This is a genomic window from Amycolatopsis nigrescens CSC17Ta-90 (assembly GCF_000384315.1).
GTDB lineage: Bacteria > Actinomycetota > Actinomycetes > Mycobacteriales > Pseudonocardiaceae > Amycolatopsis > Amycolatopsis nigrescens.
The window spans coordinates 3,224,972-3,250,778 of record NZ_ARVW01000001.1; the positions used below are offsets into that span (position 1 = coordinate 3,224,972).

Consider the following 25,807-nt stretch of genomic DNA (forward strand, 5'->3'; position numbering starts at 1 on the left):
GACCTCCGTGCCAGAAGTACCGCATGGTGGTGCCGTGTCGGCCTTACTGGAGCAGGTCAGGCCATCGCGACGGTAATTTTCCCCATAAGGGGGATTACGAAACGGTTGAGACCAGGCGCCAAAAGGCGCATCCTGGATTGACATCGGAGGCTGGACCCGAGCCGAGGTGGACTACCCGGGTACGCCTGTTCGGGCCCCCACCGGGAGAGGGTAGGTGGTGCAGTGACGAATGGTTCACCGCGGTTGACTGCCGGCTGTGACCCCACGACAGGGATGGCCTGACCCAACCCCGTCGCGATTGTGAGCAGTACGGGCATTCGATTACAAGCGCTCGACACTCTCTCGCGCGTTCGGCGCCGTTCGAGCCTGTTTCGGCGCGGCTTCTGCGACCGCGCTGGCAGTGCTACGCGCCAGCCTGAAAGGTGGCCAACCGCCATACAATGACAACCTCGGTAGTCCTGGGTGCGGTCCCCGACGGGTGGCCGCACCCAGGCATGTCTGTCGAACTTGCGAAGGGTTCACGGTGAGGTTCAACGAGGACGCCGGCCTCGACGTCTCCGAAGTCCAGGACATGCGCGGTGTCGGCGGCAGGGTCGCACTGGGCGGCGGTGGGCTCGGTGTGGTCGGCCTGGTGATCTACTTCCTGTTCTCCCAGTTCGGCGCCGTGGACCCGGGCGGCGGCAGCGGCGCACTCGGCCTCGGCCAGGTCGGCTCCGGCCAGCAGGTGAGCAACGGTTCGCTCGCCCAGGAATGCCGCACCGGCGCGGACGCGAACCGCAACCACGACTGCGCGGTGGTCGCGACGATCAACTCGATCCAGGACTACTGGGGCGAGCAGTTCGCCCGCTCCGGCCAGACCTACCAGAAGGCGCAGACGAACTTCTTCAACGGCGGGGTGCGCACCGGCTGCGGCAGCGCGAGTTCCGACGTGGGGCCGTTCTACTGCCCCGCCGACGCCGAGGTCTACATCGACCTGGCGTTCTTCCAGCAGCTGCGGTCCCAGTTCGGCGCGCAGGGCGGCCCGTTCGCGGAGGCATACGTGCTCGCCCACGAATACGGCCACCACGTGCAGAACCTGCTCGGCAACTCGGCGAAGGCCGGCCAGGGCAGCGGCCCCACCTCCGGCTCGGTCCGGCTCGAGCTCCAGGCCGACTGCTACGCCGGGGTCTGGGCCAACCACGCCACCACCGCCGCATCCGAGAACGGCCGGCCGCTGATCACCGAGGTCACCGACGAGGACATCAAGAGCGCACTGGACACCGCCGCCAAGATCGGCGACGACTACATCCAGAGCGAACTCGGCGGCGGGCGGGTGGACCAGTCGAAGTTCACCCACGGAACGTCCAAACAGCGCGAAAAGTGGTTCAGCGCCGGGTACTCCTCCGGCGACCCCACCCGCTGCGACACCTTCAGCGCCCGCGACCTCGGCTGACGAGGAGGAGCCCGAAGTGACTCGATGTCCCCTCGGGCTCCCCGCTGACTAGCTCACCAGTGCGTGCGGGTCACCGGCCACCAGCAGGGTCGCGGTCCGCTGAGCGGCGCGCTGCTCGGCCAGTTGCTTCTTGGCCTTGGCCTTGGCCACGGTCACCCCGTTCACGTCCTCGGTGCTGATCGCGTAGCTGCCCAGCGCCCACGCCACCGCGTCCGCGTTGCGGTCCAGCGCCACCCGGTCGACGTTGCCGAGGTTGTCACAGGCCTCGTGATAGCAGGAGTCGAAGGGAACCCCCGCCTGGCCGCCCCACTTGGCGGCCTGCTCCGGCGTCTTGATGTCCTCGGCGCCGGTGAACAACCCGCCGGCCGGGATGCCGGCCGCGATGAACTCTCCGTAGTCGGACCGGCCGTCGAAATCGGTACCCTCGGCCTGGATTCCCCGCGCACCGAGGTATTCGGTCAGCTTTCGCTCGATCTGCGCGGAGCCGTACGGCCCCGGGCCCGCGCCCACCGCGTCGGAGTTGTCGCCGTCATAGGCGAAGTAGGCCGCGTTCGGCGAACCGATCATGTCGAAGTTCATGTACAGCGCGACGTCGAGCTGCTGCTCGAAGCTGAGCGAATCGACGTAGTGCGTCGAACCGACCAGGCCGAACTCCTCCGCGCTCCAGAACCCGAACCGCACCGCGTTGTTCAGCTTGGGGCTGCCGCCGAGTTGCAGCGCGGTCTCCAGCAGCGCCGCCGAACCGGTGCCGTTGTCGTTGATGCCCGCGCCCGCCGGCACGCTGTCCAGGTGGGCACCGGCCATCACCACGTTGTCCTTGCGGCCGGTCTTGGTCTCCGCGAGGACGTTGTAGGTCGGGCGTTCCTCCTCGAAGGTCCGCAGGTCCAGGGTGACCGCGGCACCGTTCTGGCCGGCGAGCGCCTCGCCGCTCGCCTTGCTCACCCCACCGGTCGGAATCCGCGCGGCGGCCGGGTCGCCCAGGGTGCCGCTCAGCTCGCCGTCCTCGTTGTTGTAGATCACCGCGCCGATCGCGCCCGCGTCCGCGGCGAGCTGCTGCTTCTGCGCGAAACTGCAGGCACCGCGCCGGACCAGCACGATCTTGCCGGTCACCCCGGAGTAGTCGGCGGCTTCGCAGCCGGGAGTGTCGTCGACCGGGACAACGGCCAGCGGCGCGCTGATCCCGCCCGCCGGAGTGGACGGGGTGTAGACCATCGCGATGACCGGCACGTCCCCGCCGGCGACGGTGAGCTTCTGCTCGATGGTCTCGCTGTAGGTGAACGAGAACTCCTGGCGGGTGACCAGGTAGCCGGCGGCTTCCAGCTTGCCGGCGATGTACTCGGCGGACTTCGCGTGACCGTCGCTGCCGGCCGCGCGGGTGCCCCCGTTGCCGTCGGAGATCCGTTGCAGCGCGATCAGATGCCGGTTGATCCCGCCGACCCCCACCTTCTGCACCAACTGCTTGGCCAACGCGGGCCCCGGCGGCTGGCCGTTCGATGGGCTCGCTGCCGCGGCCGGTGCGGCCGCGGCGGCGAGCACCGTGACGGCAGCCAGCGCCACCACCGGCGTGCGCCCTCTCCTGCTGGACATGGCTTGCTCCCCAATCCCGCGGAATCGGCTCCGGTCGCCCGCACAGCCCCGACACGACCAGTCACCTCCGCTGCCGGATCACTTTTATTCTTTTCACCCGAAAGGTCAAGACTCCTTATGCGCCATTACCGCCGGTCAGCAAGGCGGCCGAACAGTCGAATTCGAAAATCACCATCCGCGTTATCCGGAGTCACGTGGCTGGGCACCGTTGACCAGGCTTAGGGTCGGGCCATGCATGCGATCACGATCCGCGAACCCGGTGGCCCCGAAGTACTCGAATGGACCGACGTACCGGACCCCGCACCCGGACCCGGCGAAGTGCTGGTCGAGGTCGCGGCCAGCGCGGTGAACAGGGCGGACGTGCTGCAACGGCAGGGAAACTACCCACCCCCGCCCGGCGCGAGCGACATTCTCGGCCTGGAATGCTCCGGCACCATCGCCGAGCTCGGCGAGGACGTCACCGGCTGGTCGGTCGGCGACGAGGTATGCGCCCTACTGGCCGGTGGCGGCTACGCGGAGCAGGTCGTCGTCCCGGCAGGCCAGCTGCTGCCGGTGCCTGGCGAGGTCAAGTTGGTCGCGGCCGCGGGGCTGCCCGAGGTCGCCTGCACGGTCTGGTCCAACGTGATCATGGGCGCCGGGCTCGCCGCCGACGACGTGCTGCTCGTGCACGGCGGGGCCGGCGGGATCGGCACGCACGCCATCCAGGTCGGCAAGGCACTCGGTGCGAAGGTCGCGGTCACCGCCGGTTCGGCCGGCCGGGTCGAGCGCTGCCGTCAGCTCGGCGCGGACTTCGCGTTCAACTACCGGGAGCAGGACTTCGTCGCGGAGCTGAAGAAGGAGACCGGCGGCGCGAACGTGATCCTGGACAACATGGGCGCCTCCTACCTCGGCCGCAACATCGACGCGCTGGCCACCGGCGGGCGGCTGGTCGTGATCGGTATGCAGGGCGGGGTCAAGGGCGAGCTCAACATCGGCAAGCTGCTCGCCAAGCGGGCCTCGGTGGCGGCCGCCGGACTGCGGTCGCGGCCGTTGGCGGAGAAGGCGGCGATCGTGGCGGACGTGCGCGACCGGCTCTGGCCGCTGCTGGAGGCCGGTTCGGTGCAGCCGGTGGTGGACCAGGTGGTGCCCATGGCCGAGGCCGCCAAGGCGCACCGGGCACTCGATGAAGACGACGTGTTCGGCAAGATCGTGCTCACCGCACGCTCCTGAACGTCAGCGCAGCTCTTCGAGCACCCTGACCAGCTGGTTGACCTCGAACACGTTGGAGTAGTGCGCGAGTCCGATGCGCACTGCTCCACCGACCTCGCCGACCCCGAGCGACGCGAAAACACCACTGGATCCATCGTCGGCGAACGCGCACAGCCCCTGCGAGGCCAGGAAGTCCGCGACCTCGGGCGCTTTCTTGTCAGCGATGGTGAAGGCGAGCGCCGGGATCCGCCGCATGGCATCCCCGATCACCATCACGTGGCGCAGCGACCGCAGCTCGGTGCTGAGCTGCGCGAGCAGCCCCGCGTGGTACGACTTCGCCGAACCCAGCGAGGTCACCAGGCGTTCACGCCGCGACCCGGTGGCCGCGTCGTCCAGTCCGGCGAGGTAGTCGATCGACGCGATCAGCCCAGCGAGCAACGGGTAGGCGTGCGGTCCCAGCTCCATCCTGGCCGGCCCCCTGGCACCCGCTTCCAGCGCCACCGAGGGCAGCCTCTCCAGCAGTTCCGGGTCCCGGAACACGAGCGCGCCCACCGAGGGACCACCCCACGACTGCGCCGACACCACCATCACGTCGGCACCCAGCGCGTTCACGTCGAGCGGCACGAACGGCGCGGCGTAGGTCGCGTCGACCACGACGAGCGCGCCCACCCGCTTGGCGAACTCGACGACGGTCGGCACGTCCGGCCGGGTGCCGACGGAACCGGACGCGGCCGTCACGGCGACCGCCTTGGTCCGGGCGGACACCAGGTTCTCGTACTGCCACGCGGGCAGCTCGCAGGTCTCGATGTCGATCTCGCCCCAGCGCACCACCGCGCCGGCACGCTTGGCCGCCCGCCGCCACGGCGCCAGGTTGGCCTGCTCGTCCAGCCTGGAGACGACCACCTCGTCGCCCAGCGTCCAGCGCTCGGACAACGCGTCCACCAGCCGTCCCAGCAGCACGGACGCGCTGGGACCGAGCACGACACCGGCCGGGTCGGCACCGACCAGGTCGGCCACCGCGCGCCTGGCCGCGGTCACGATGCTCTCCGCACGCTGAGAGGCCGGAAAGGCGCCCCCCGGTCCGGAGACCGGTGCGCGCATCGCCGTCGACACAGCCGAGGCGACCTGTTCAGGTACCAACATTCCGGCAGCGCCGTCGAAGTGAATCCAGCCGTCACCCAGCGCGGGAAACAGCCCACGAATTCGAGCGACGTCGAACGCCATGGGCACACCGTACGGAGCCGCGGGTTTCGTGGTGCGTTCGGGGGTTGGCCTGGTGAGCAGACCGCACGACCGGTGACGCTACGCTCGGATACACCACGACGGTACGTATGCAGAGTGCCAAGGAACAAGGCCAGGATGGAGCACATGACCGAGCCGAATTCCCCGCAATCGGGCACAGCCGGTAACGCGGACGCCGAACAGCCACATCACGTGGTGGTGGTCGGGCCGGATGGATCCCCGGTCGGCACCGCACGCATCCGGCCGGACTCCGATGGCTCCGGCGACGCCGAGCAGGGCGAGTCCATCGGCGACCTCGTCGAAGAGCCGGCGAAGGTGATGCGAATCGGCACCATGATCAAACAGCTGCTCGAAGAGGTGCGTGCGGCACCGCTGGACGACGCGAGCCGGAACCGGCTGCGCGAAATCCACCAGACCTCCATCCAGGAACTCGAGCAGGCCCTCGCCCCGGAGCTGCAGGACGAGCTCGAGCGCCTGGTCTCTCCGTTCACCGAGGACTCCACCCCGTCGGACGCGGAGCTGCGCATCGCCCAGGCCCAACTGGTCGGCTGGCTGGAAGGCCTGTTCCATGGCATCCAGACCGCGCTGTTCGCCCAGCAGATGGCGGCCAGGGTCCAGCTCGAACAGATGCGCCGCGGCCTGCCCCCCGGCGCGTCCGCCGGCGGCCAGGAGAACCACGGCCCCGGCATTTCCGGTACCGGCCAGTACCTGTAGCTCACCGCACCCTGCTCACCTATCGCTCAGCTAGCCCACCTCCTCTCGTGCGGGTTGCGTACCGCAAGGGACGCCTCGCCCGTTTCCTGATCACACCCCGGCCTGCCTCCGTAGTTGGCCCGGAAGAAGCACCGCAGGTATTTGTCAATCTAGACTTGACACCGCCGACTTGTCAAGGCATGCTTGACAACATGAGACAGGCGGTGACGCTGGATCAGCTGATCGAGGCCACCAGAAACGAACAGACACCTCTCGGTCGCCTCGCCGCGGCGGCACGGACGGACGAGGAGCTGCACGCACTGGGGGACGCCCTGGTCGAGCAGTTCGTCCGCGAGGCACGCGAGGCCGGATGTTCGTGGGCGGAGATCGGCACGGTGCTGGGCGTGACCCGGCAGGCCGCGCACCTGCGGTTCAACCATCGCCTGGTGGTGGATGAGGGCATGTCGGACGCCGCGAGGGCGGTGCTGACCGGCGCCGGGGAGCACGCCCGTGCGTTCGGTCATCATTCGCTGGGCACCCAGCATGTGCTGCTCGCAACCGTGGAGCTGGGGGACGACCCGGCCGCACGGAGCTTGCGCACGCTGGACCTGACCCCGCAGCTGATCCGAAGCGCGATCGGTCGGATCGTCGGTACCGGCGACTCCGTCCCGTCCGAGGGCAACCTCGCGATCGCGCCCCGGCTGAGGAAGTCCTTCGAAATCGCCCGTGACTATGCGAAACGTTCCGACCACGGCGACACCGGCACCGAGCACCTGCTGGTGGCGCTGTCCGAAGCAGAGGGGGTGGCAGCCCAGATTCTGAATGAAGCCGGCATCACGCCCGAGCTCCTGCGCACCGAGTTGGCCGGTGCGCTCGGAGTGGAACCCGAGGCATTCGCCCCGCGTAAGCAGCGCCCGCATCAACGCGGCTGACCCGGCACAGCGCGCGAGCCTGCGGGCAACCAAGAGAACAACCCAGTCAGCACACCGGTTACCCCCGGTACATGTGTTGACCTCGATGCTTGACAACTCAAAAAATCCTGTGGACGGTCGATTCCACCAGGGCACGGTATGACGGCGTCGGCCCTGCGCCGTCATACCGTGACGCCGAACACACCAGGGCGTGGCGTCGGTCGTAGAATCCTCGCCGCCTGTCAGCCTCGCCTCCCCGGCCCATCATCCGGGGTGCCGCAATCCGGCTGACCGGGAACGAGAGGAGTGCCGGTGTACGAAAAGGTGCGCAACCTGCTCCGCGCCGAGTCTGTCCGCAGGTCACTCAGGGACAAGGCAATGCGGACGGTCAGTGAAGTCCTGCTGCCCTACCACCGTGAACAGCTCCAGCAGATCGACGAAGTAACGAAGCAGATCGACGAACTGCGCGCGCAGACCCGGGACGTTTTCGACCGGATGGTGGAGTTCGAAGTTCGAACACGCCGCGACATCGTCTACGCGGCGGATATGCAGGCGACACTCGAGGCGAGCTGGTTCGTCCGGCAGCACATGCCGACCGCACCCCATTTTCCCGAGGCACGCGCCACCCTCGAGCACGCACTGTCCCTGGCGCCGTCCGGCGGCATGGCACTGGAGTTCGGCGTCTTCACCGGCAGCACACTGAAAACGATCGCGACCGCCCGGTCCGAAGGCGGTGTGTACGGCTTCGATTCGTTCAAAGGCCTGCCGGAGGACTGGCGGACCGGATTTCCCTCCGGCAGCTTCACCACGGACGGGCTGCCGGACGTTCCGGGAGCCGAGCTCGTGGTGGGCTGGTTCGACGACACCCTGCCCGGGTTTCTCGACGAACACCCCGGCCCGGTCGACTTCCTGCATGTCGACGGCGACCTCTACAGCTCCGCCAAGACCGTGCTCGACCTGGTCGGACCCCGCCTGCACCCCGGCAGCGTCATCGTGTTCGACGAGTTCTTCAACTATCCGGGCTGGCAGGACCACGAGTACCGGGCCTGGAACGAGTACGTGGAACGAACCGGTGTCCGTTTCACCTTCGAGGGTTATACCTACACCGATGAGCAGGTCATCGTGCGCCTCGTCGATGAATGAGGGCTGGCGTAGCAGCCGTCCGTCACGTCGGTACCCTCGTTTCTCGTGACCGCTTCCAGCACGGTTCAAGTAGCCAGCGCAACTGCTCCGGTGTCGCCGCCGGCCCCATCGGACAGCCGAACCTGGTCGCGCGCTTTCGCCGACCTCAAGGAAGGGTTCGCCCAGCGCGAGCTGTGGAGCCATCTCGGCTGGCAGGACATCAAGCAGCGCTACCGCCGCTCGGTACTGGGGCCGCTGTGGATCACCCTCAGCATGGGCATCACCGCGATGGGGCTCGGTCTGCTGTACTCACAGCTGTTCAACTCGCCGATCTCGACGTTCCTGCCCTACATCGCAACGGGTTTCATCGTCTGGAACTTCATTCTCGGTTGCGTCACCGAGGGCACGGACACCTTCATCGCCAACGAAGGGCTGATCAAGCACCTGCCCGCCCCGTTGTCCGTTTACGTGCTCCGCACGGTGTGGCGGCAGTGCATCATGTTCGCGCACAACCTGGTCATCTACTTCCTGATGCTGGCGATCTTCTGGTCCGGCATCAGCAAGGCCGGGTACGCGATCACCGACGGTGGAACTCCCCAGCCAGGTCTGAGCTGGAGCGCGCTGCTCGCGATTCCGGCCTTCGCGCTGCTGGCGGTCAACGCGGGCTGGGTGGTGCTGCTGTTCGGCATCATCTCGACCCGCTTCCGCGATATCCCGCAGGTGGTCACCAGCCTGATCAACCTGGTCTTCTTCATGACACCGATCGTGTGGTCGACCGACATTCTGGAAAAGCAGTTCGAAAACGCGGCCGGCTGGCGCGAGTACGTCGCCGAGGTGAACCCGATGTACCACTTCGTGCAACTGGTGCGGGCACCGCTGATCGGCAACACACAGAGCTGGCATCACTGGGTGATCGTGGGCGGCATCACCGTCGTCGGCTGGGCCCTTGCACTGGTGGTCCTGCGCAACTACCGTTCCCGCGTCTCGTATTGGGTGTGACACACAATGGTCAGCATTGACGTCTGGAACGCTTCGGTCGACTTTCCGATCTTCGACGCGAAGAGCCGTTCTCTGAAGAAGAAGGTGCTCGGCAAGGTCGGCGGCAAGATCGGCACCGACAGCAAGGTCCCGGTCATCGAGGCCCTGCACGACATCTCGATCTCGGTCAAGGACGGCGACCGGATCGGCCTGGTGGGGCACAACGGCGCGGGCAAGTCCACTCTGCTGCGGCTGCTCTCCGGCATCTACGAGCCGACCAGGGGATCCTCGAAGATCGTCGGCCGGGTGGCCCCGGTGTTCGACCTCGGGGTCGGCATGGACCAGGAGATCTCCGGCTACGAGAACATCATGATCCGGGGCCTCTACCTCGGCATGACCCGCAAGCAGATGGAGAAGCGGGTCGACGACATCGCCGAGTTCACCGAGCTCGGCGACTACCTGTCGATGCCGCTGCGCACCTACTCCACCGGCATGCGGGTTCGGCTGGCGCTCGGCGTGGTCACCTCCATCGACCCGGAGATCCTGCTGCTCGACGAGGGCATCGGCGCGGTGGACGCGGCCTTCCTGAACAAGGCTCGCGACCGCCTGGTGGACCTGGTGCGACGCTCCGGCCTGCTGGTCTTCGCCTCACACCAGGACGACCTGCTGCTGGAACTGTGCACGTCCGCCATCTGGATGGACGAAGGCCAGATGAAGATGCGCGGCGGGCTCCGTGAAGTCCTCACCGCGTACAAGGGCCGGGACCCGTTCGAAAACATCAGCGCTGAGTCGGCCGAACGGCTCGAAGTGGACTCTGTTCCGGCAGTCAGAGGCGGCGAGTGATGGCGATTGAGACACGGCAGCTGCGCGACGACGCCGTGGTGGCCGTCGTGGTCACCCGGCACCGGCGCGACCTGCTCGCGGACTCCTTGAAGATCATCGCGGCGCAGACGCAGCCGGTGGATCACCTGGTGGTGGTGGACAACGGGCCCGACCAGTCGGCGCGCGACGTGGTCGAGGCGTACCCGCTGCCGTACACGTACCTGCCTTCGCATCGCAATCTCGGCGGCGCCGGCGGGTTCGCACTGGGCATGTTGCACGCGTTGGCACTGGGCGCGGACTGGGTGTGGCTGGCCGACGACGACGGCAGGCCGGCGGACGAGAACGTGCTCCTGGTGCTGCTCGAGGAGGCCCGCCGGCGTGATCTCGCGGAGATCTCACCCGTGGTGGTCAATATCGACACTCCCGAAAAGCTGGCGTTCCCGCTGCGCCGCGGGCTGACCTGGAAGCGCTCGTCGAGTGAGCTGGGCGAGGACTTCCTGCCGGGGATCGCATCGCTGTTCAACGGGGCCCTGTTCCGGGCATCCACCCTCGACGTGGTCGGAGTTCCCGACCTACGGCTGTTCTTCCGCGGTGACGAGGTCGAGGTGCACCGGCGGCTGGTCCGCTCGGGGCTGCCGTTCGGCACCTCGCTCAAGACGACCTACCTGCACCCCGACGGCTCGGACGAATTCAAGCCGATGCTCGGTGGCCGGTTCCACGCGCAGGACCCGGAGAACGAGGTCAAGCGCTACTACACCTACCGCAACCGCGGCTACCTGCTCTCCCAGCCGGGGATGCGCAAGATCGGCGCACTGGAGATCATCCGGTTCGGCCTGTACTTCGTGGGCATCAAGCGCGACCCGAAGGCGTTCGCGCAGTGGCTGAAGCTGGTCCGTCAAGGGCGCCGGGAGAAGTTCTTCCGCTACTGACGAGGCCGGAGGTTGTCCCGCCCTGTCGAGTCAGGGACAACCTCCATCGTCGCTACTCGCCGATCACCGGCGGGGCGGTGCGCTCGTCATTACCGAAGATCTCGTCGGGGTCGCCTTCGACCAGGAACGACGGCCGCTGGTGCTCCTGGTCCTCGCCACCCTGGCCTTTGCCGGCACCCGCACCCATGCCGCCGGCCATACCGCCGGCACCACCACGAGCGGCACCGGCCGCCCCACGACCGGCGGCCGCCTCGGCAGCGCCGACGCCGCCCGGCTTGGCGGCACCTGCGCCGCTTCCCGCACCCGGGGCCGACCCGCTGCCTCCCGGACCGAAGCCGCCCGCGCCACCGCCGCGGCCGATCTTGCTGTTGTACTCCGAGCCACCGCCGAAGCCACCACCCATACCGGCGCCCATGCCCATCGGCACGCCGCCCATACCGCCGAACCCGGAATTACCGCCGGTGTTCGCCGGAGTCGGGGTGAAGTTCGACGGCTGGAAGCCGGTCGGCCGGGTGCCGCTGTTGATCGGCAGGTTGCCGGCACCGGTCACCGCGCCACCACCCAGCGTCGGCGGCGCACTCCCCCCGCCGGCACCGCCGGAGCCGACCGGGATCGGGCTGCCCTGACCACCACCGTCAGGGGGCGGCGAGCCAGGACCGCCACCGCCGGAGTAGCCGGAGGAGTTGGTATTGCCCAGCCCGGTTTCGATACTGCCCTCGATCTTGCCGCCGATCTCCTTGCCCTCAGCGCCGCCGCCCGCACCGAACTTCGGCGGCTCCGCGAAAACCGGCTGCTTCGAGGCGACCCCGTACAACTCGTTGTCGTACTTGGTCATCACATTGGCGGCGTTCTGGTGGGCCTCGTTGCTGGCCTTGTAGGTTTCGACGGTCTTCTCGATGTTGCCGATGATGTTGAAGGGGTTGTCGCCCCACTTCTTCATCTCGGAGTCCCAGTTGAACGGGACCTCCTCAGGCATGCTGTTTTTCGCCGTCGTCGCAGCCTGGGACTGCTGGTACATCATCTCGGACGCGAGGCCCGCGTTCTGCGCGTTGCCGTCCGCCCACTTCTGCAGGCTGGTGAAGTACCCGCGAGCCTCTTCGGCCGAATTGCCCTCCCACTCGCCATGGGATTTGTTCACCGCGGCACCCAGGGTGGTCGCGAACTCTTCGAACGCCTTGTGCAGCGAGTAGTAGGCCTCCGAGACCTGGCCGACCTGACCGGGGTCCATGTTCTCCTTGACGAACTCGGTCATCCTGGCGTGCGCTTCGCCCTGGTAGTCCGCGTCAGAGGGCTGGAGACCCTGCACGTACTCGGTGTTCGCGGTCGAGGCGTCCTTGGCCGCCGCTCCGCCCACCTGGTTGGCCTTCTGCTGGGCGCCCATTTCCGCGAAGACCTTGTGGATCCCACCGAAGATCCCGGTGTCGTCCACCCCTGCACCGGCGTTGTCCCGGTAGTAGTCGCGGATCTCCTGCGGGGACATCTCCTCCCGCGCGTACTGCTCCTGCTCGGCGGGGGACTTCGCGGCGATCTGCTCCAACGTGAGGTTCTGGTCGCCGTAGGTCTTCGGCGGCTGGTTGTCGTTCACCATGACGCTCTCCCTCACCCCTTGGGAAGTTTCGGCTCGACCACGGTCTGCGCCACCTTGGTCGCGATCTGGCAACCCTTCTCGGCTTCGTCGGCCGCGATGGTCAAGTCAACTCTGGAACGCGCCCCCACTCCCAGCGCAAGGATGCATCCACTGGCATCAGGGATCTGCACGGCCTCCCGACCATTGACCGTGACGGGCTGCAGGCCACCGCCCACGTCGTTCGCATCCTTGACGCCCTGCGAATCGCGCACGCCGACCCCGATGACGATTCCCTTTTCGCTTGCGGTCTGCACCGACTTGACCCAGCTGCAGCCCCGGGCTCCACCCTTATTCTCCGAGGTACCGGGCAGGAAGGTGCCATATTCAGTCAGGTCGGCCGGGGTCATCATGGTGCAGGGGTCCAACGACGACGTGTCAACGACCGCCTGGCCTGGCTCAGTGGCGGCAGAAGACGGCGACTGGGTGGCGGACGGGGTGCCCTCTACACCTTCCGAGCAAGCAACAGTCGCCAGTGTCATGGCCGCGAGGACCGGCAGCAGAAAACCGGCTGAGGGCTTCAGTGAGATTCGCATCGCTCAGCCTTGTGCCGTCTTGTGCACGTCGGCCGCGTTGTCCTCTTGCTCCTGGTAGACCCCCGCTGCCCGGGCCAGCGCCTCGTCCGCCAGTTCCAACACGGCTGAAAACTGCTTCAGGACAACATTGGCGGAACCGGCCTCGTCATCCGCGGCTTTCTGGTCATGAGCAGCGACGGTCTGACCATATGCGTGACTGCCCAGCTTGGGCGCCTGTGAAAGATCCATGTTGCCGCGCTGTATGACCAGCAGCTTGGTCTTCATTTCGGCGAGGGCCTTGCGGATGTCGGCGACGGCGGTCTCGCTGATCTTGAAACCGCCCGATTTGGCCGCTTCCACCAGCCTCTGCGTCTCGGCCTTGGTCTGCTCGACGGCCTTGAGGTTCATCGCGCCGTCCTTGGAGAACGGGGCCATGGCCGCCATGCCGATCGCCGCTCCGACGCCCGCCTGAGTCATCGTTTCCCCACATCCTCGCGACTACCGTATCCGGCATCGAAGTCTACAAGCCGCCACTGCGCGTGAACGCCCATTCCGGCCGAAAGAGCGCTCACGAGACTCCGACGCCCCGGGTCCGCGCGGGGTTCCCGTAGCGGGGTGCATGGATCTAGAAATAGCCCTGGAGCTGCTCGTACAACTGCTGCGCGATCCGCTGGTTGTCGGCCGGGGCGTAGGTGAGCCAGCTCTGCCCGTCTTCCGCATCGCGAGATGAGATGAAGAACCGGCCGTCCTCGGTGTCGAACCAGGCCATCGGGGCCAGGGACACCGACTTGCCGCTCCGGTCCGGCACGAAGGCGGTGAACTGGCCGATGCGCAGCTTGGGCTTCTCGAAGATCCGTTCGACCGCGCGCAGCTGGGTGCTGGACTGCGAGCGCGGCGGGGTCACTCCGGCGAACGGGTCGTAGCCGTCGTCCGCGGCATGGCGGCCGCGGGGCTGCCGGGGAGCGGGTTTGGCCACCGTCACCGACTGGCCGGGGGCGGCCGGGGTCAGCGGCAGCAGGTCCACGATGGTCGGCACGATGCCGGTCGGCCGGGTCTCCTCGAAGACCAGCAGGTTCTCGTCCTGCCGGACCACCACGGCGAACTGGCCGTCGGAGGCGGCGCGGGCGAACAGCCGGCGCTCCCCGTCCAGCTGAGCGGCGGCGGTGATGGCCAGCGGTGCTTGCGCGAAGGTCCGCAGCCCGAGCTCCGCGTCCCCGTCCAGCCGTCCGCCACGCATCAGACCGCGGCTCTCCAGGTCCCGGAACACCGCCTCGCGGACCTGGGCGCGCTGACTGTGCGTGGTGCCGATGTGCGGGATCCGGAACGGGAACGGCGCCGGGCCGAGCCTGGCGTGCTCGAGCAGGATGTCCACCGCTGCCATCGACAGCGAGAACGAGTGGGCCATGCCTTCCCCCTTGGCGTGCGTCACCGGACGAATTGGCACGTTAGCCCACTCTCGGTGACCACCGCACGCGACCGGTCCGCTCTGCCCTCAGCGAACCGTCTTGCCGCGGCGAATCGGCTGCTGCTGTGCTGAACACATGCCCGACACGAAACCCGCACTCGTACTGCACCTCGCCACCGGCGGCGAGCCGCTGCTGTTCGCGTTACCGCCGGAAGACGCGGAAAAACTGGAAGCCAAGATCAGCGACCTGCTCGCCGACAAGACCATCACCTCGGTGAAGACCAAGGAAGGCTCCACCGTCACCATCAACTTCGCGCACGTGGCGGTGGCCTACGTGGACGACCTGCAGCGCAAGGGCCGGGTCTTCGGTCTGCACTAGACCGGCTTGCCCAGCAGGTCGAGCAGCCCGGCCTTGATCTCCGGGCGGCTGGACGCGACCAGGGTGAAGGTGGCTTCCCGGACGAGCCGGTGGGCGTGGTGCGCGCCGACCACGGCGCCGCTGCCCGCGGCCGCGACCAGCGCGCCAGAGGCCCGGAACGCCAGCGCCGAGGCGGCAGCCCTGGCCGCGGGCATCGTGCTCGGGTCGGCGAGGCCGGCATCCAGCTGGCTGCGTACCTGGTCCTGCTGGAGGCGCAGCTCCTCGGCCACCTGCGGCCGGCCGGCCTGCTCGATCAGCCGGGCACAGCGGCCGGTCAGGCCGAGCGGGAAGCAGCCGTTCATCCGGGAGCCGAAGGTCTGCCCGGCGACGAAGTCGGCGTGCGTGCTCTCGGAGACCACCTGCTCGGCCGGCAGCAGGTAGCCGGTGAGCTGCAGGCGGACGGTGTTCGTGCCCTGCGCGGCGACCAGGCTGAGCGGCTCCACGGACAGGCCGTCCGCCGGTTCCGCCGGGATCAGCCCGCTGACGATCGTGCCGCCATCGACCCGGCCATCCGGTCCGGTGCGCACGCTGTCCGCGTCCCGCGCGGAGATCTGCAGCAAGTCGATGATCCCCCAGCCGCTCACGAACGGCGCCTCGCCGTCGAGCAGGTAGCCGTCGCTGACTCGTTTCGCCCACAGCTTCGGCGGCTGCGGGATCGCGCCGGCGAAGGCCACCCCGCCCCGGATCTCGCCGCGGACGGCTTTGGCCAGATAGCGGTCGCGCAGGGCGGGCCGTCCGGTGGCAGCAAGGCCGAACACCAGGCCGTGGTGCTGGGCCCAGGTGAAAGAGGTGGCCAGGCAGCCGCCTGCCATCGCTTCCATCACCCCGCCCGCGACCTCCAGTCCGGCCCCCGCACCGCCGTGCTCGGCCGGCACGGCCAGGCCGTAGAAGCCCTCCTCGGCCAGCAGGTCGAAATGGCTCGCCGGGACCTCCCCGCGCTGGTCCACGTCGAGTGCCGCCGGGAACAGCACCTCATCGGCGATTTCACGGGCGCGCAGCAGCAAGTCAGCCATGAAATCAGGCTATCCAAGTTCCGGCCGGTGATCGAAAGCCGCGAACCACAAAAGGTCACCTTCACACCGGACCGACGTGAAGGTGACCCTTGAGGAGAACGCTCAGAGCTTGTAGAGACGCTTCCAGTTCTCGCGGCTGGTCAGCTCCGGCATGGCGCGCTTGAACTGCTGCTGCACCGCCGGGCCTTCCTTACGGAGCCGGTTGAGTACCTTCGCGCCGTGCTTGGCCAGCGCGAACATCCGTGCCCGGTCGTACTGGCGAACGCGCACGCCCTCCTGGGAGGCGTCGGTGACCACGGCGGTCTCGAACAGCGACACGTGCCACCAGCTGGCCTCGTCACTGGGGATCTGGCCGAGGCCGAAGCGGTGCCGGCCGAGCACCCGGTCCAGGATCCGCTTGAGCAGGATCACCCGCTGCAAGCTCGGCTTCGGCGCCGCGTTCAGGATGCCGATGTCGTTGGACGCGATGCCTGGCACGTCGGTGACGTCGTGCCGCTTGGTCTCCGGGTACCGCGAACGGATTTCGCGGATCTCCTTCATCGCCGCGACGCCGCCGTCGCGCAGGATCTCCGGCCCTTCGAGGAAGTCCTCGACCGCCTTGATCAGGGTGTGCGACAGGCCGTACTGCATGCACAGCAGGTAGCGGATCAGCTGGGCGAGCAGCACCCGGCAGACCACGGTCAGGTTGAACGTGCTGTGCAGGGCGGCGGTGATGATCGAGTTACGCAGGTTGAAGTACCGGTGCCACTCGTCCCAGTCCTTCCAGTGGAAGTCGGCGTGCCACACGCCGGCACCGGGCAGGGTGACGGTCGGGAAGCCGTGGCCGCGGGCGCGGTAGCTGTACTCCGAGTCGTCCCACTGGAAGAAGAACGGCATCGGGTAGCCGATCTTCTGGACCACTTCGTACGGGATCAGGCAGGACCACCAGCCGTTGTAACCGGCGTCGAGGCGGCGCTCCTGGCGGTTCGGTTTGCCGGTCTCCTCGTCCACGCCGAGCAGGTCCGCGGTCTCCAGGCTGTGCTCGACCGGCACACCCGGCTGGAGGGCGTCCAACTGGGCGTACTCGGCGCCGACGTGCAGCTGGTGCGGGTGCAGCAGGTTCAGCATCTGCCCGCCGACGATGATCGGGTTCGCGGCGCGGTTGGAGAACGCGGTCAGCCGGATCACCAGGTCCGGCTCGAGCAGCACGTCGTCGTCCATGAACAGCACGTTCGCGTGCGCGGTCTCGGTGTGCCCGGCGACCTCGTACAGGCCGCGGGTGAAGCCGCCGGCACCGCCGAGGTTGGGCTGGTTGATGTAGTGCAGCTTGTCGCCGAGGTCCTTGGCGACCTGGTCGAAGCCGTCCCGGGAATCCACCCGGTCGGTGCCCTGGTCGGCGACGTAGATCGCGTCCAGGGTCTCCAGGGAGGACAGGTCACCGGCCAATGCCTGCAGGTTGGCCAGGCAGTCGTCGGCCCGGTTCATCGTGCAGATGGTCACCGCGGTCGGCCGGATCTGCTCCGGCGGGTCCACCGTCCAGCGCACCTGCTCCACGGTCAGCCGCTGGCCGGTCTCGGTGGCCAGGTCCAGCCAGAGCGCGCCGCCGTCGAGGAACTTGTCGATCTTGGCCTCGAGCGTCACGGAGGCCTGCTGCACGCCCTCCACCGGGTGGGCGGCCACGACCCTCGGCTCGCCCTCGACGTCGGAGGCGCTGACCGTCAGCTGCCCGGAACCGGTCACCACGGCCTCGACCCTGACCTGCTTGGCGGTGGTCCAGCGCTGCCAGTAGCTGGCCGGGAACCGGCCGAAGTAGGTGTTGCCGGAGACCTTCGCGGACTCTTCGAGGGTGATGGCGGCGCGGTGTCGGGAGACCACGCCGGCCAGTACCTCGGCGTAGAGGTCCTTGGTCACCACGGCCGAGGGGCCCGCGTACAGCCCGCGCTGGGCGAGCAGCCTGCCCTGCGGCGGGCGTTCGGCGAAGGTCGTCGCGTCCTCGCCCGCTACGCCGGAGTGACTTCCGTTGGTCACCGGCGTCGCCTTGGCCGCCGTGGCGGTGGCCCGTCCGGTCGCTGCTTTACCGGGCATCAATCCTCAATCCTCCAGGGGGATTCCGACACGCGTTTGCCAAGGTACAGGGTCTTTAGGTGAACTTCTCACCGGTGGTGCCGGTCATGCGGGGATCTCGGTCCGCGGCTTCTCGCGGAACACCACCCACTTCAGCATGACGAAATTGATGGTGGTCGCGGTTGCCTGCGAGACGACCCAACCCAAAGTCGTTTTCCACGTCGAGTCCGGCAGCAGGTACAGCATCCAGCGGTTCATCCCGACCGCGACGAAGAACGTCACGGTGTAGAGCAGGACGAATCCGCCCACCTGGCCCGCGCCGGATTTGCCGCCGGCGGAAAAGGTGAACTTCCTGTTAAGGAAATACGCCGTTGTGGTGCCGACGACGAAACTGATCGCCCTGGCCACGTCCACCCAGGGCGTCATGTCCATACCGAGCGCGCGAAGGCCCTGGTACACACCGAAATCAAGAACGGCGCAGAAGCCGCCGATCAGCGCGAAGCGCACCAGCTGTCCGAACAGCCCTGGTGTTTCCGACCGCCCGGTCGTCGGTTGCGGATCCGTGGCCACCACTGCACTACCTCATCGACCTGGAATCGTTGACCCGACCGAGTGTAGAGCGGCCATCGCACGCACCCTTAGTCGGCTTCTCCGGGCGATGGCTACCCTGGTCCGCGTGAGCCAAGGGACCCCAAGACCAAGCACCCAGCGGCGCACCCTGACCGGCTGGGGCCGAACCGCGCCCACGGTCGCCGAGGTGCTCAGCACACCGGACCCGGAAATCATCGCGCGAGCGGTGACCGAAGCCGGTACACGCGGCGTGATCGCCAGAGGCCTTGGCCGGTCCTATGGTGATCCCGCGCAGAACGCCGGCGGCCTGGTGATCGATATGACCGTGCTGGACCGGATTCACTCGATCGACGCGGACAGCGGTGTCGCCGTGCTGGACGGCGGGGTGAACCTGGACCAGCTGATGCGGGCCGCGCTGCCGTTCGGGCTGTGGGTGCCGGTGCTGCCGGGCACGAGGCAGGTGACCATCGGCGGCGCGATCGCAAACGACATCCACGGCAAGAACCACCATTCCGCAGGCAGCTTCGGCAACCACGTGCTGTCGATCGACCTGCTCACCGCGGACGGCCAGCTGCGCACGATCACTCCGGACGGGCCCGATTCGGAGCTGTTCTGGGCGACCGTGGGCGGTATCGGGCTGACCGGGCTGATCATGCGCGCCACCGTGCAGATGAAGAAGACCGAGACCGCTTACTTCATCGTCGACGCGGACCGCACCTCGAACTTCGACGAGACCATCGAGCTGTTCACCAACGGCTCGGACCTCAACTACGACTACTCGATGGCCGTGCCGGACCTGATCTCGTCGGACGACCGGATGGGCCGGGCCACCTTCTCGCGCGGTTCGCTGGCCAAGCTGGACGAGCTGGACAAGAAGCGACGCGGCGACCCGCTGAAGTTCGACGCGCCGCAGCTGCTCACCCTGCCGGACGTGTTCCCGAACGGGCTGGCGAACAAGCTCACCTGGAGCACGCTCAGCAATGTCTGGCTCCGCACGGTGCCCAAGGGCGGCGCGCGCGGGAAGATCCAGAACCTGACGCAGTTCTACCACCCGCTGGACATGCTGGGTGAGTGGAACCGCGGCTACGGCTCGAAGGGTTTCCTGCAGTACCAGTTCTCCGTGCCCTTCGGCCGGGAGAGCGACCTGAAGCGGATCTGCCAGCAGATCTCGACGTCCGGGCACTACTCGTTCCTCAACGTGTTCAAGCGGATGGGCGAGGCCAGCCGCGCGCCGCTGTCCTGGCCGTCCCCCGGCTGGATGCTCAGCGTCGACTTCCCGATCAAGGACGGTCTCAGCCGCTTCTGCACCGAACTGGACGAGGAGGTGCTCGCCATCGGCGGGCGGCTCTACACCGCCAAGGACTCGCGGACCCAGGCGGACATCTTCGCGCAGATGTACCCGCGACTCGACGAATGGCGCAAGGTGCGCCACGCCGTTGACCCCGATGGCGTTTTCGCCTCAGACATGAGCCGGAGGCTCGAACTGTGATCGACGCTGTAGGAAACCCCCAGTCCCTGCTGCTGCTCGGCGGCACCTCCGACATCGCGCTGGCGATCGCGGAGCGTTACCTGGCCAGCAGTCCGTTGCGGATCGTGCTGGCAGCACGGCCGTCGCCCCGGCTGGACGCCGCCGCGAAACGGCTGCGCGACGCCGGCGCCGAAGTGTCCACTGTGGACTTCGACGCCAAGGACATGGACAGCCACCCTTCGGTGCTGGACAAGGCTTTCGGCGACGGCGACATCGACGTCACCGTGGTCGCGTTCGGGCTGCTCGGGGACGCCGAGGAGGTCTGGCAGGACCACGCCAAGGCCGTCGAGTTGGCCGCGGTGAACTACACCGCAGCGGTTTCGGTGGGCGTGGCGCTGTCCGAGCGGCTGAAGAAACAGGGCCACGGCTCGGTCATCGCGCTTTCGTCGGTGGCGGGCGAGCGGGTGCGCCGGTCTAACTTCCTGTACGGCTCCAGCAAGGCCGGGTTCGACGGGTTCTACCTCGGCCTCGGCGAGGCGCTGCGCCCGTTCGGGGTACGCGTGACCGTGGTGCGGCCTGGTCAGGTCCGGACCAAGATGACCGAGGGCATGGGCAAGGCGCCGCTGGAGTCGACTGCCGAGCAGGTGGCCGAGATCGCGGTGGACGCGACCCGCCGCGGCAAGGACCTGGTGTGGGCGCCCGCGCAGTTCCGGCTGGTGATGTCCGCGCTGCGGCACGTGCCCCGGCCGATCTTCCGCAAGCTGCCGATCTGACCCGCCGAGTGGAAAGTGTTGCTACGGCAGCGCTTTCCACTCGGGAGCGGCAAGCTCGACGTGCCGCTCGTGGTAACGGGCGAGGTCGAAGACGTGTGCCGTCTTGGTCCACTTGCCATCGCCGGCGTCCGCGAAGCCGTCCACCGCGGCCTTGCTCAGATCCTCGCCGAGGTAACGAAGTTCCACCGAACCGTCCGGTGAGATGTCCAGCACTTCGCACGGATAGCCGACGTACTCGGCCCGCGTGGTCACCTCGACCATCCGGGTGCAGGCGTCCAGCGGGATGGTGGCCGCCCAGGAGCCACGCGCCTCGTGCCAGGAGAACAGTTCCGGGTCCGGGTTCAGCGGGGCGCGGGAACCCAGCGTGATCCGGCCGCCGAGGGCCCGGCAAAGCATTCGGTACTCCGCCCCGCGCACCGTGGCCAGGCGGCCCGACCTCGGCCGCTCCCCGGCCCAGCCCGGCGGCTGGGCGCCCGCCGGGGCCGACTCGCCGAAGTTCTCCTCGCGCCAGCGGGTGAACAGCAGGTCGTCCTGTTTCTCGTAGTAGTCAAGGAGTTCGGTCACCGGCACGGTCTTGTAGTACTCGTACTTGCTCTCCTGCAAGAACCCGTTCTCGGTGGCCCAGGCGCCGTCCCACTCCGCGTACAGCGTGGTGGCCATCCCGGCGTCGTTCACCTTGTCCACCAGCACGCTGTGCCCGCGGTACTTCGCGTAGACGTGCACCGAGTAGACCCGCTCGCAGCGGTCCACCGGCACCTGGCCGAGCCACTGCGAACTCTCCTCGTCCCACTGGTACAGCTCGGGATCGGGGTTGTCCTTCTGCCACGAGTTCAGTGACACAAAGGCGTCACCGCCGTTGTACGTGGCGTCGTGCACAACGCGATCGATGAGAGCGTAGGTACCGCGCCGATACGCGGGATGACTCATTACGCCGCCACTTCCGTTGCTTCCGCTCGGGCTTGCGCCCGCGAATTCGGTGGAGTGCAGGGATCGTACCCGTACCGGGCAGGAGCCGCGCGGCCTAAGTTAACTCCAGGTCAAACCTGGGTGCGCGAGGCGGGCGGACCGGGACACCCCGGCCGGCGGAACATACGATCATCGTCGATGCCACCGCACGAAAACTCCCGCCCCTGGTCCGGAATCCGACGCTGGGGCATCGTCTGCCTCGGCCTGCTGTCCGCGCTGGCCGCGGTGCTGTTCGTGTTGGCACCGGTCGAACAGGACATAGCGAAATACGAGTGGCAACCAGGGCCCGGCGCGGGGAACACCGCCCTGCCGCTGATGCCGTACCAGCCGTCGCGGCTGGACGCGAGCTTCGACTGCGCCCAGCCCCGCGACGGCCTGCTGCTGGCCACCAACCCGCCGCCGGGGATGGCCGGCGAGCAGGACGCCGGCAACGGCCTCACGGTCCGCGCCGACCAGGGCGTGCTGCGGGTCCGGCTCGGCGACACCCAGCTGGCCGATCGCCCCACCGGCGCCGGCTGCCGGTGGCACGTGCGGGCCGACGACACCGGCACCAGGGTGGACGTGAACGGCGGCACCCTCGGGCATTCCCCGGACCGGCCCTCGGTGACCGGCCTGTTCACCGAGGGCCTCGACGCCGGTCTGCACGTACAGGTGGTGGCGGACACCCGGTTCGACTCCTCGGCCGGCGTGCTCAAGGTCGTGCTCGGCGTGCTGGCCGTGCTGAGCCTGGTGGCGCTGCTGGTGCTGGCCCGCCGCTGGGACCAGGCGGTCGCCAGGCGGGTCCGGCTGCTGCCGCGACGCTGGTGGCGGCCGCGGGCACCGGACGTGGTGGTGGCCGCGGCACTCGGCGGCTGGTCGATCATCGGCGCGCTCACCGTGGACGACGGCTACATCGTCACCATGCTGAAGGCCCGCGCGGAGAGCGGGTTCGCCGGCAACTACTTCCGCTGGTTCAACGCGCCGGAGGCGCCGTTCGGCTGGTTCTACGAGATGTACCGGCTGCTCGCCGAGGTCAGCGCCCAGGAGGTGTGGCTGCGGCTGCCGTCGGTGCTGCTCGGGCTGGTCGCCTGGGTGCTGGTGGACCGGGTGCTGCTGCCGCGGCTGACCTCCGGCGAGCTGCGCTGGACTCGTTGGGCAGCCGCCGCCCTGTTCCTGCTCTGGTACCTGCCCTTCGACGTGGGCCTGCGCCCGGAGCCGCTGATCGTGGTGGGCTCGCTGGTGGTCTTCGCGCTGGTGGAACGCGCACTGGCGACCGGCGCGGTGGCGCCGCTGGCGGCCGGGCTGGTGGTTGCCGGCGCGACGGTGGCGGTCACCCCGACCGGTGTCGCCGCCTTCCTGCCCTTCGTGGCCGCGCTCAGCGGGCTGGTCCGGCTGCTGCGCCGCCGCGGTAACAGGGCGTTGCCGGCACTGCTCTGCCTGCTGCTCGCGGCCGCCGCCAGCACGCTGCTGTGGATGTTCTACGACCAGACCCTCGGCACCGTGCTGGCCGCCACCGACGTGCGGACCCGGATCGGGCCGGCGATGGACTGGCAGCAGGAGATCGAGCGGTACGCCACGCTGCTGGACCCGAACGTGGTGGAGGGCTCGCTGAACCGGCGGGTGCCGGTGCTGCTCACGCTGTTCGGCATGGCCGTGCTCGGCGCGCTGCTGCTGCGCGGGCGCACCCCCGGCCTTGCCGCCGCGGCCTGCCGGCGGCTGGCCGTCTGCGGGGCGCTGTACCTGGTCGCGCTGACCTTCACGCCGACGAAGTGGACGCACCACTTCGGCGCGCTGGCCGGTTTCGGCACCCTGCTGCTCGCGCTGGTGGTGCACACCGTGGCCCGCGGTGCCCTGCGGTCGGTGAGGGCCCGCGCCATCGCGCTGGCGCTGCTGGCCGGGGTGACCGCACTGGCGGTGTCCGCGCCGGACAGCTGGTGGTCGCTGTCCGAGCTCGGCGTGTGGGCGGCCGACGGCATGCCGTCCATCCTGGGGTTCGGGCCGGCCACCCTGGTGCTCGGCGTCGGGCTGGCGCTGGCCGTGGCCGGCGCGCTGGCCGGGGCGTGGCGCTCGGCTGGCGGTGCACAGACGGACGACCGGCGGGCGCTGCGCTGGCTGCCGGCCACCGGGCCGCTGCTGGTGCTGATCGCGCTCGGCACGGTGGTGCTCGAGGTCGGCTCGATGGCAAGGGCGGTGACCACGCGCTGGGACACCTACACCGTCGGCCGGTCGAACCTGGCCTCCTTCGGCGGCAGCAAATGCGGCATCGAGGACTGGCTGACGGTGGAACCGGACCCGGCCGCCGGGGTGCTGCGCCCGGCCGCCGGTTCGGCCCCGGCCAGGCTGGAGGGGATGCGGGACGGCGGTTTCCCGGCCGGAACGGAGCCGCTGGTGCGCCCGGCATGGGGCAGCTACCGGTCGCCGGACGGCTCGATGACCTCGGCCTGGTACGCGCTGCCGCCGGACGCGGGCGCCGTCGACAGGGCGCCGCTGGTGCTCGGCGTGGCCGGCACCGGGGACGTCCAGGTGCGGGTCGAGTTCGGCCGCGCGGACGGCGAGGTGCTCAGCAGCGCGGACGTCGACGTTGCCACCGAGGGCAAGTGGCGTGACCGGCGGCTGGACCCCGCCGAGACACCGGGCGCGGACCGGGTGCGGGTGCTCGCCGAGGACCGGGACGAGGAGGGCTGGGTGGCGGTCACCGCGCCACGGCTGCCGGTGGTGGTGCCGTCCGCGCAGTTCGTGCCGCCCTCCGAGGAGGTCGCGGTGGACTGGCCGAACGCCTTCCTGCTGCCCTGCCGGCAGCCCGCGTCGCTGGCGGACGGCATGGTGCAGCCGGTGCGCTACCGGTTCGCGCCCGGCCCGGACAGCCAGGAGCTCGCCGGGCTTTCGTACACCCCGGACGCCGGTGGGCCGTACGCGCCGCTGGTGCAGCTCGCGACCGAGCACCCGGTGCCCACCTACCTGCGCGGGGACAAGCTGCGGGAGCCGATCAGCGTGTTCCGCTTCGACTACCCCGCCCCGATGCGGGACCTGAAGGTGACCCGGTCCACCCGCCCGCTCACCGCGTTCACCCGCGGCGGCCCGCAGATGTAGTGAAGGGCACCTTCCCTACCTTGGAGGTAGGCAAGGTGCCCTTCACGGGTGGGTCAGAGGTAGAAGGAGATCACCAGGGTGCCGATCCAGAGTGCGCCGAGCACCTGGAGCACCCGGTCGCGCAGGGCGATCTCTTCGGGCTCGCCGGCGTTGCCGCCGTCCACGTCCACCGCGTACCGGAGCACGGCGACCACGAACGGGATCATCGAGATCACCGGCCAGACCGAGCCGCCAGCGGTGTTGCGCAGCTCGAACGCCCACAGGCAGTACGACATGATCAGGATCGCGGACGAGATGGCCCAGACGAACCGCAGGTAGCTCGCCGAGTACTTCTTCAGCGAGGAACGGATCTTCGCCCCGGTCCGCTCGAACAGCATCACCTCGGCGTACCGCTTGCCGGCCACCATGAACAGCGAGCCGAACGCGGTGACCAGCAGGAACCACTGCGAAAGCGCGATGTTCGCGGCGACACCGCCGGCGATCGAGCGCATCAGGAAGCCGGAGCCGACGATCGCCAGGTCCACCACCGGCTGGTGCTTGAGCCCGAAGCAGTAGGCCAGCTGCACGGCCTCGTACACCGCGAGCACGATCACCAGCAGGCCGCTGGCCAGGAAACCGACCCCGATGCCCGCGGCGAAGAACACCACCGCGGCCACGTAGGCCACCTTGACCGGCACGATGCCGGCCGCGATCGGGCGGCGGCGCTTGGTCGGGTGCGCCCGGTCCGCCTCCACGTCGATCGCGTCGTTGATCAGGTAGACCGAGGAGGCGACCAGGGAGAACGCCACGAACGCGATCACCGCGTCCAGCAGCACCCCGGCCACGTCGTCGGTCTTGGCCAGCACGAAGAACGGTGCGGCGAACACCAGCACGTTCTTGACCCACTGGCGAGGTCTGGCCGTCTTCAGCACGCCGAGCGCCATCGCGACCGGGCCACCACGCGCGGGTCGCCCCGGCACCTCGGGTTCGGTCTCCAGCTCGGGAGCCGCGTCCGGCTCCATCGGCTCCGGGACGGTCTCGGCCACGTCGGCGGCGCCGT

At 68.7% G+C, this 25,807-nt stretch carries 23 protein-coding genes; 12 read left to right on the forward strand and 11 right to left on the reverse strand.

The window, feature by feature from the left end; genetic code table 11:
* Positions 1-523: 523 nt before the first annotated feature.
* On the forward strand, positions 524-1,432 hold the full coding sequence (ypfJ, locus tag AMYNI_RS0115000; protein ID WP_020668835.1) for a KPN_02809 family neutral zinc metallopeptidase: 909 nt from the start codon (positions 524-526) through the stop codon (positions 1,430-1,432).
* A 48-nt stretch (positions 1,433-1,480) separates the two neighbouring features.
* Here the strand turns inward: ypfJ and AMYNI_RS0115005 are convergent, their stop codons facing one another.
* On the reverse strand, positions 1,481-3,019 hold the full coding sequence (locus AMYNI_RS0115005; protein WP_084628378.1) for a M28 family metallopeptidase: 1,539 nt from the start codon (positions 3,017-3,019) through the stop codon (positions 1,481-1,483).
* A gap of 231 nt (positions 3,020-3,250) precedes the next feature.
* Between AMYNI_RS0115005 and AMYNI_RS0115010 the strand changes: the two genes are divergently transcribed.
* Positions 3,251-4,228: an NAD(P)H-quinone oxidoreductase gene (locus AMYNI_RS0115010; protein ID WP_020668837.1), complete on the forward strand. Its 978-nt coding sequence runs from the start codon at positions 3,251-3,253 to the stop codon at positions 4,226-4,228.
* 3 nt (positions 4,229-4,231) lie between these two features.
* Here AMYNI_RS0115010 and AMYNI_RS0115015 read toward each other — a convergent pair whose 3' ends face one another.
* The gene (locus tag AMYNI_RS0115015; RefSeq protein WP_026360473.1) at positions 4,232-5,431 is read right to left on the reverse strand and encodes a cysteine desulfurase-like protein; all 1,200 of its coding nucleotides are present in this window, start codon (positions 5,429-5,431) and stop codon (positions 4,232-4,234) included.
* Between the two features lie 135 nt (positions 5,432-5,566).
* Here AMYNI_RS0115015 and AMYNI_RS0115020 point away from each other — a divergent pair, with 135 nt between their 5' ends.
* From AMYNI_RS0115020 to glfT1, 6 genes are all read left to right on the forward strand, one after another.
* Entirely contained in the window at positions 5,567-6,163 is a 597-nt protein-coding gene (locus AMYNI_RS0115020; RefSeq protein WP_020668839.1) for a bacterial proteasome activator family protein, read from the forward strand.
* A 191-nt stretch (positions 6,164-6,354) separates the two neighbouring features.
* The gene (locus AMYNI_RS44610) at positions 6,355-7,074 is read left to right on the forward strand and encodes a Clp protease N-terminal domain-containing protein (RefSeq protein ID WP_169515747.1); all 720 of its coding nucleotides are present in this window, start codon (positions 6,355-6,357) and stop codon (positions 7,072-7,074) included.
* Positions 7,075-7,359: 285 nt separating this feature from the next.
* Positions 7,360-8,196 carry a class I SAM-dependent methyltransferase gene (locus AMYNI_RS0115030; RefSeq protein ID WP_020668841.1) on the forward strand — a complete coding sequence of 279 codons (837 nt, stop codon included), beginning with the start codon at positions 7,360-7,362 and terminating at the stop codon, positions 8,194-8,196.
* Between the two features lie 90 nt (positions 8,197-8,286).
* Entirely contained in the window at positions 8,287-9,174 is an 888-nt protein-coding gene (gene wzm, locus AMYNI_RS0115035) for a galactan export ABC transporter permease subunit Wzm/RfbD (RefSeq protein WP_020668842.1), read from the forward strand.
* Between the two features lie 6 nt (positions 9,175-9,180).
* Entirely contained in the window at positions 9,181-9,996 is an 816-nt protein-coding gene (wzt, locus tag AMYNI_RS0115040; protein WP_020668843.1) for a galactan export ABC transporter ATP-binding subunit Wzt/RfbE, read from the forward strand.
* Positions 9,996-10,904 carry a galactofuranosyltransferase GlfT1 gene (gene glfT1, locus AMYNI_RS0115045; protein WP_026360475.1) on the forward strand — a complete coding sequence of 303 codons (909 nt, stop codon included), beginning with the start codon at positions 9,996-9,998 and terminating at the stop codon, positions 10,902-10,904. Before wzt ends, glfT1 begins: the two co-directional genes overlap by 1 nt.
* A gap of 52 nt (positions 10,905-10,956) precedes the next feature.
* On the opposite strand, the gene AMYNI_RS0115050 is transcribed toward glfT1, so the two are convergent.
* The 4 genes from AMYNI_RS0115050 to AMYNI_RS0115065 form a co-directional block, all read right to left on the reverse strand.
* Positions 10,957-12,492 (reverse strand): hypothetical protein, encoded by a 1,536-nt coding sequence (locus AMYNI_RS0115050; protein ID WP_020668845.1) that lies wholly within the window; start codon positions 12,490-12,492, stop codon positions 10,957-10,959.
* 11 nt (positions 12,493-12,503) lie between these two features.
* On the reverse strand, positions 12,504-13,064 hold the full coding sequence (locus tag AMYNI_RS47765) for a DUF3558 domain-containing protein (RefSeq protein ID WP_020668846.1): 561 nt from the start codon (positions 13,062-13,064) through the stop codon (positions 12,504-12,506).
* A gap of 3 nt (positions 13,065-13,067) precedes the next feature.
* Positions 13,068-13,520, reverse strand: coding sequence for a hypothetical protein (locus AMYNI_RS0115060; protein WP_020668847.1), 453 nt, complete (start codon positions 13,518-13,520; stop codon positions 13,068-13,070).
* A gap of 148 nt (positions 13,521-13,668) precedes the next feature.
* Positions 13,669-14,448, reverse strand: a complete 780-nt coding sequence (locus AMYNI_RS0115065) for an ESX secretion-associated protein EspG (RefSeq protein ID WP_020668848.1) — start codon at positions 14,446-14,448, stop codon at positions 13,669-13,671.
* A gap of 136 nt (positions 14,449-14,584) precedes the next feature.
* Between AMYNI_RS0115065 and AMYNI_RS0115070 the strand changes: the two genes are divergently transcribed.
* On the forward strand, positions 14,585-14,827 hold the full coding sequence (locus tag AMYNI_RS0115070) for a hypothetical protein (protein WP_020668849.1): 243 nt from the start codon (positions 14,585-14,587) through the stop codon (positions 14,825-14,827).
* On the opposite strand, the gene AMYNI_RS0115075 is transcribed toward AMYNI_RS0115070, so the two are convergent.
* From AMYNI_RS0115075 to AMYNI_RS0115085, 3 genes are all read right to left on the reverse strand, one after another.
* Positions 14,824-15,879, reverse strand: coding sequence for an acyl-CoA dehydrogenase family protein (locus AMYNI_RS0115075; RefSeq protein WP_020668850.1), 1,056 nt, complete (start codon positions 15,877-15,879; stop codon positions 14,824-14,826). The genes AMYNI_RS0115070 and AMYNI_RS0115075 overlap by 4 nt on opposite strands.
* A 102-nt stretch (positions 15,880-15,981) precedes the next feature.
* Complete coding sequence (locus tag AMYNI_RS0115080) at positions 15,982-17,943, reverse strand: glycosyltransferase (protein ID WP_020668851.1); 1,962 nt, start codon at positions 17,941-17,943, stop codon at positions 15,982-15,984.
* A gap of 84 nt (positions 17,944-18,027) precedes the next feature.
* Complete coding sequence (locus AMYNI_RS0115085) at positions 18,028-18,495, reverse strand: GtrA family protein (protein ID WP_020668852.1); 468 nt, start codon at positions 18,493-18,495, stop codon at positions 18,028-18,030.
* A gap of 85 nt (positions 18,496-18,580) precedes the next feature.
* Here AMYNI_RS0115085 and dprE1 point away from each other — a divergent pair, with 85 nt between their 5' ends.
* Positions 18,581-19,981: a decaprenylphosphoryl-beta-D-ribose oxidase gene (gene dprE1, locus AMYNI_RS0115090; protein WP_051116324.1), complete on the forward strand. Its 1,401-nt coding sequence runs from the start codon at positions 18,581-18,583 to the stop codon at positions 19,979-19,981.
* Complete coding sequence (gene dprE2, locus AMYNI_RS0115095) at positions 19,978-20,733, forward strand: decaprenylphospho-beta-D-erythro-pentofuranosid-2-ulose 2-reductase (protein ID WP_020668854.1); 756 nt, start codon at positions 19,978-19,980, stop codon at positions 20,731-20,733. The genes dprE1 and dprE2 overlap by 4 nt, the downstream gene beginning before the upstream one ends.
* Before the next feature lie 21 nt (positions 20,734-20,754).
* On the opposite strand, the gene AMYNI_RS47235 is transcribed toward dprE2, so the two are convergent.
* A complete protein-coding gene (locus tag AMYNI_RS47235) occupies positions 20,755-21,609 on the reverse strand; it encodes a hypothetical protein (protein ID WP_020668855.1) in 855 nt (284 codons plus the stop codon).
* A 228-nt stretch (positions 21,610-21,837) separates the two neighbouring features.
* Here AMYNI_RS47235 and AMYNI_RS0115105 point away from each other — a divergent pair, with 228 nt between their 5' ends.
* On the forward strand, positions 21,838-24,768 hold the full coding sequence (locus tag AMYNI_RS0115105; protein WP_020668856.1) for an arabinosyltransferase domain-containing protein: 2,931 nt from the start codon (positions 21,838-21,840) through the stop codon (positions 24,766-24,768).
* A gap of 53 nt (positions 24,769-24,821) precedes the next feature.
* Here AMYNI_RS0115105 and AMYNI_RS0115110 read toward each other — a convergent pair whose 3' ends face one another.
* A complete protein-coding gene (locus tag AMYNI_RS0115110; RefSeq protein WP_051116512.1) occupies positions 24,822-25,769 on the reverse strand; it encodes a decaprenyl-phosphate phosphoribosyltransferase in 948 nt (315 codons plus the stop codon).
* Positions 25,770-25,807: the final 38 nt, after the last annotated feature.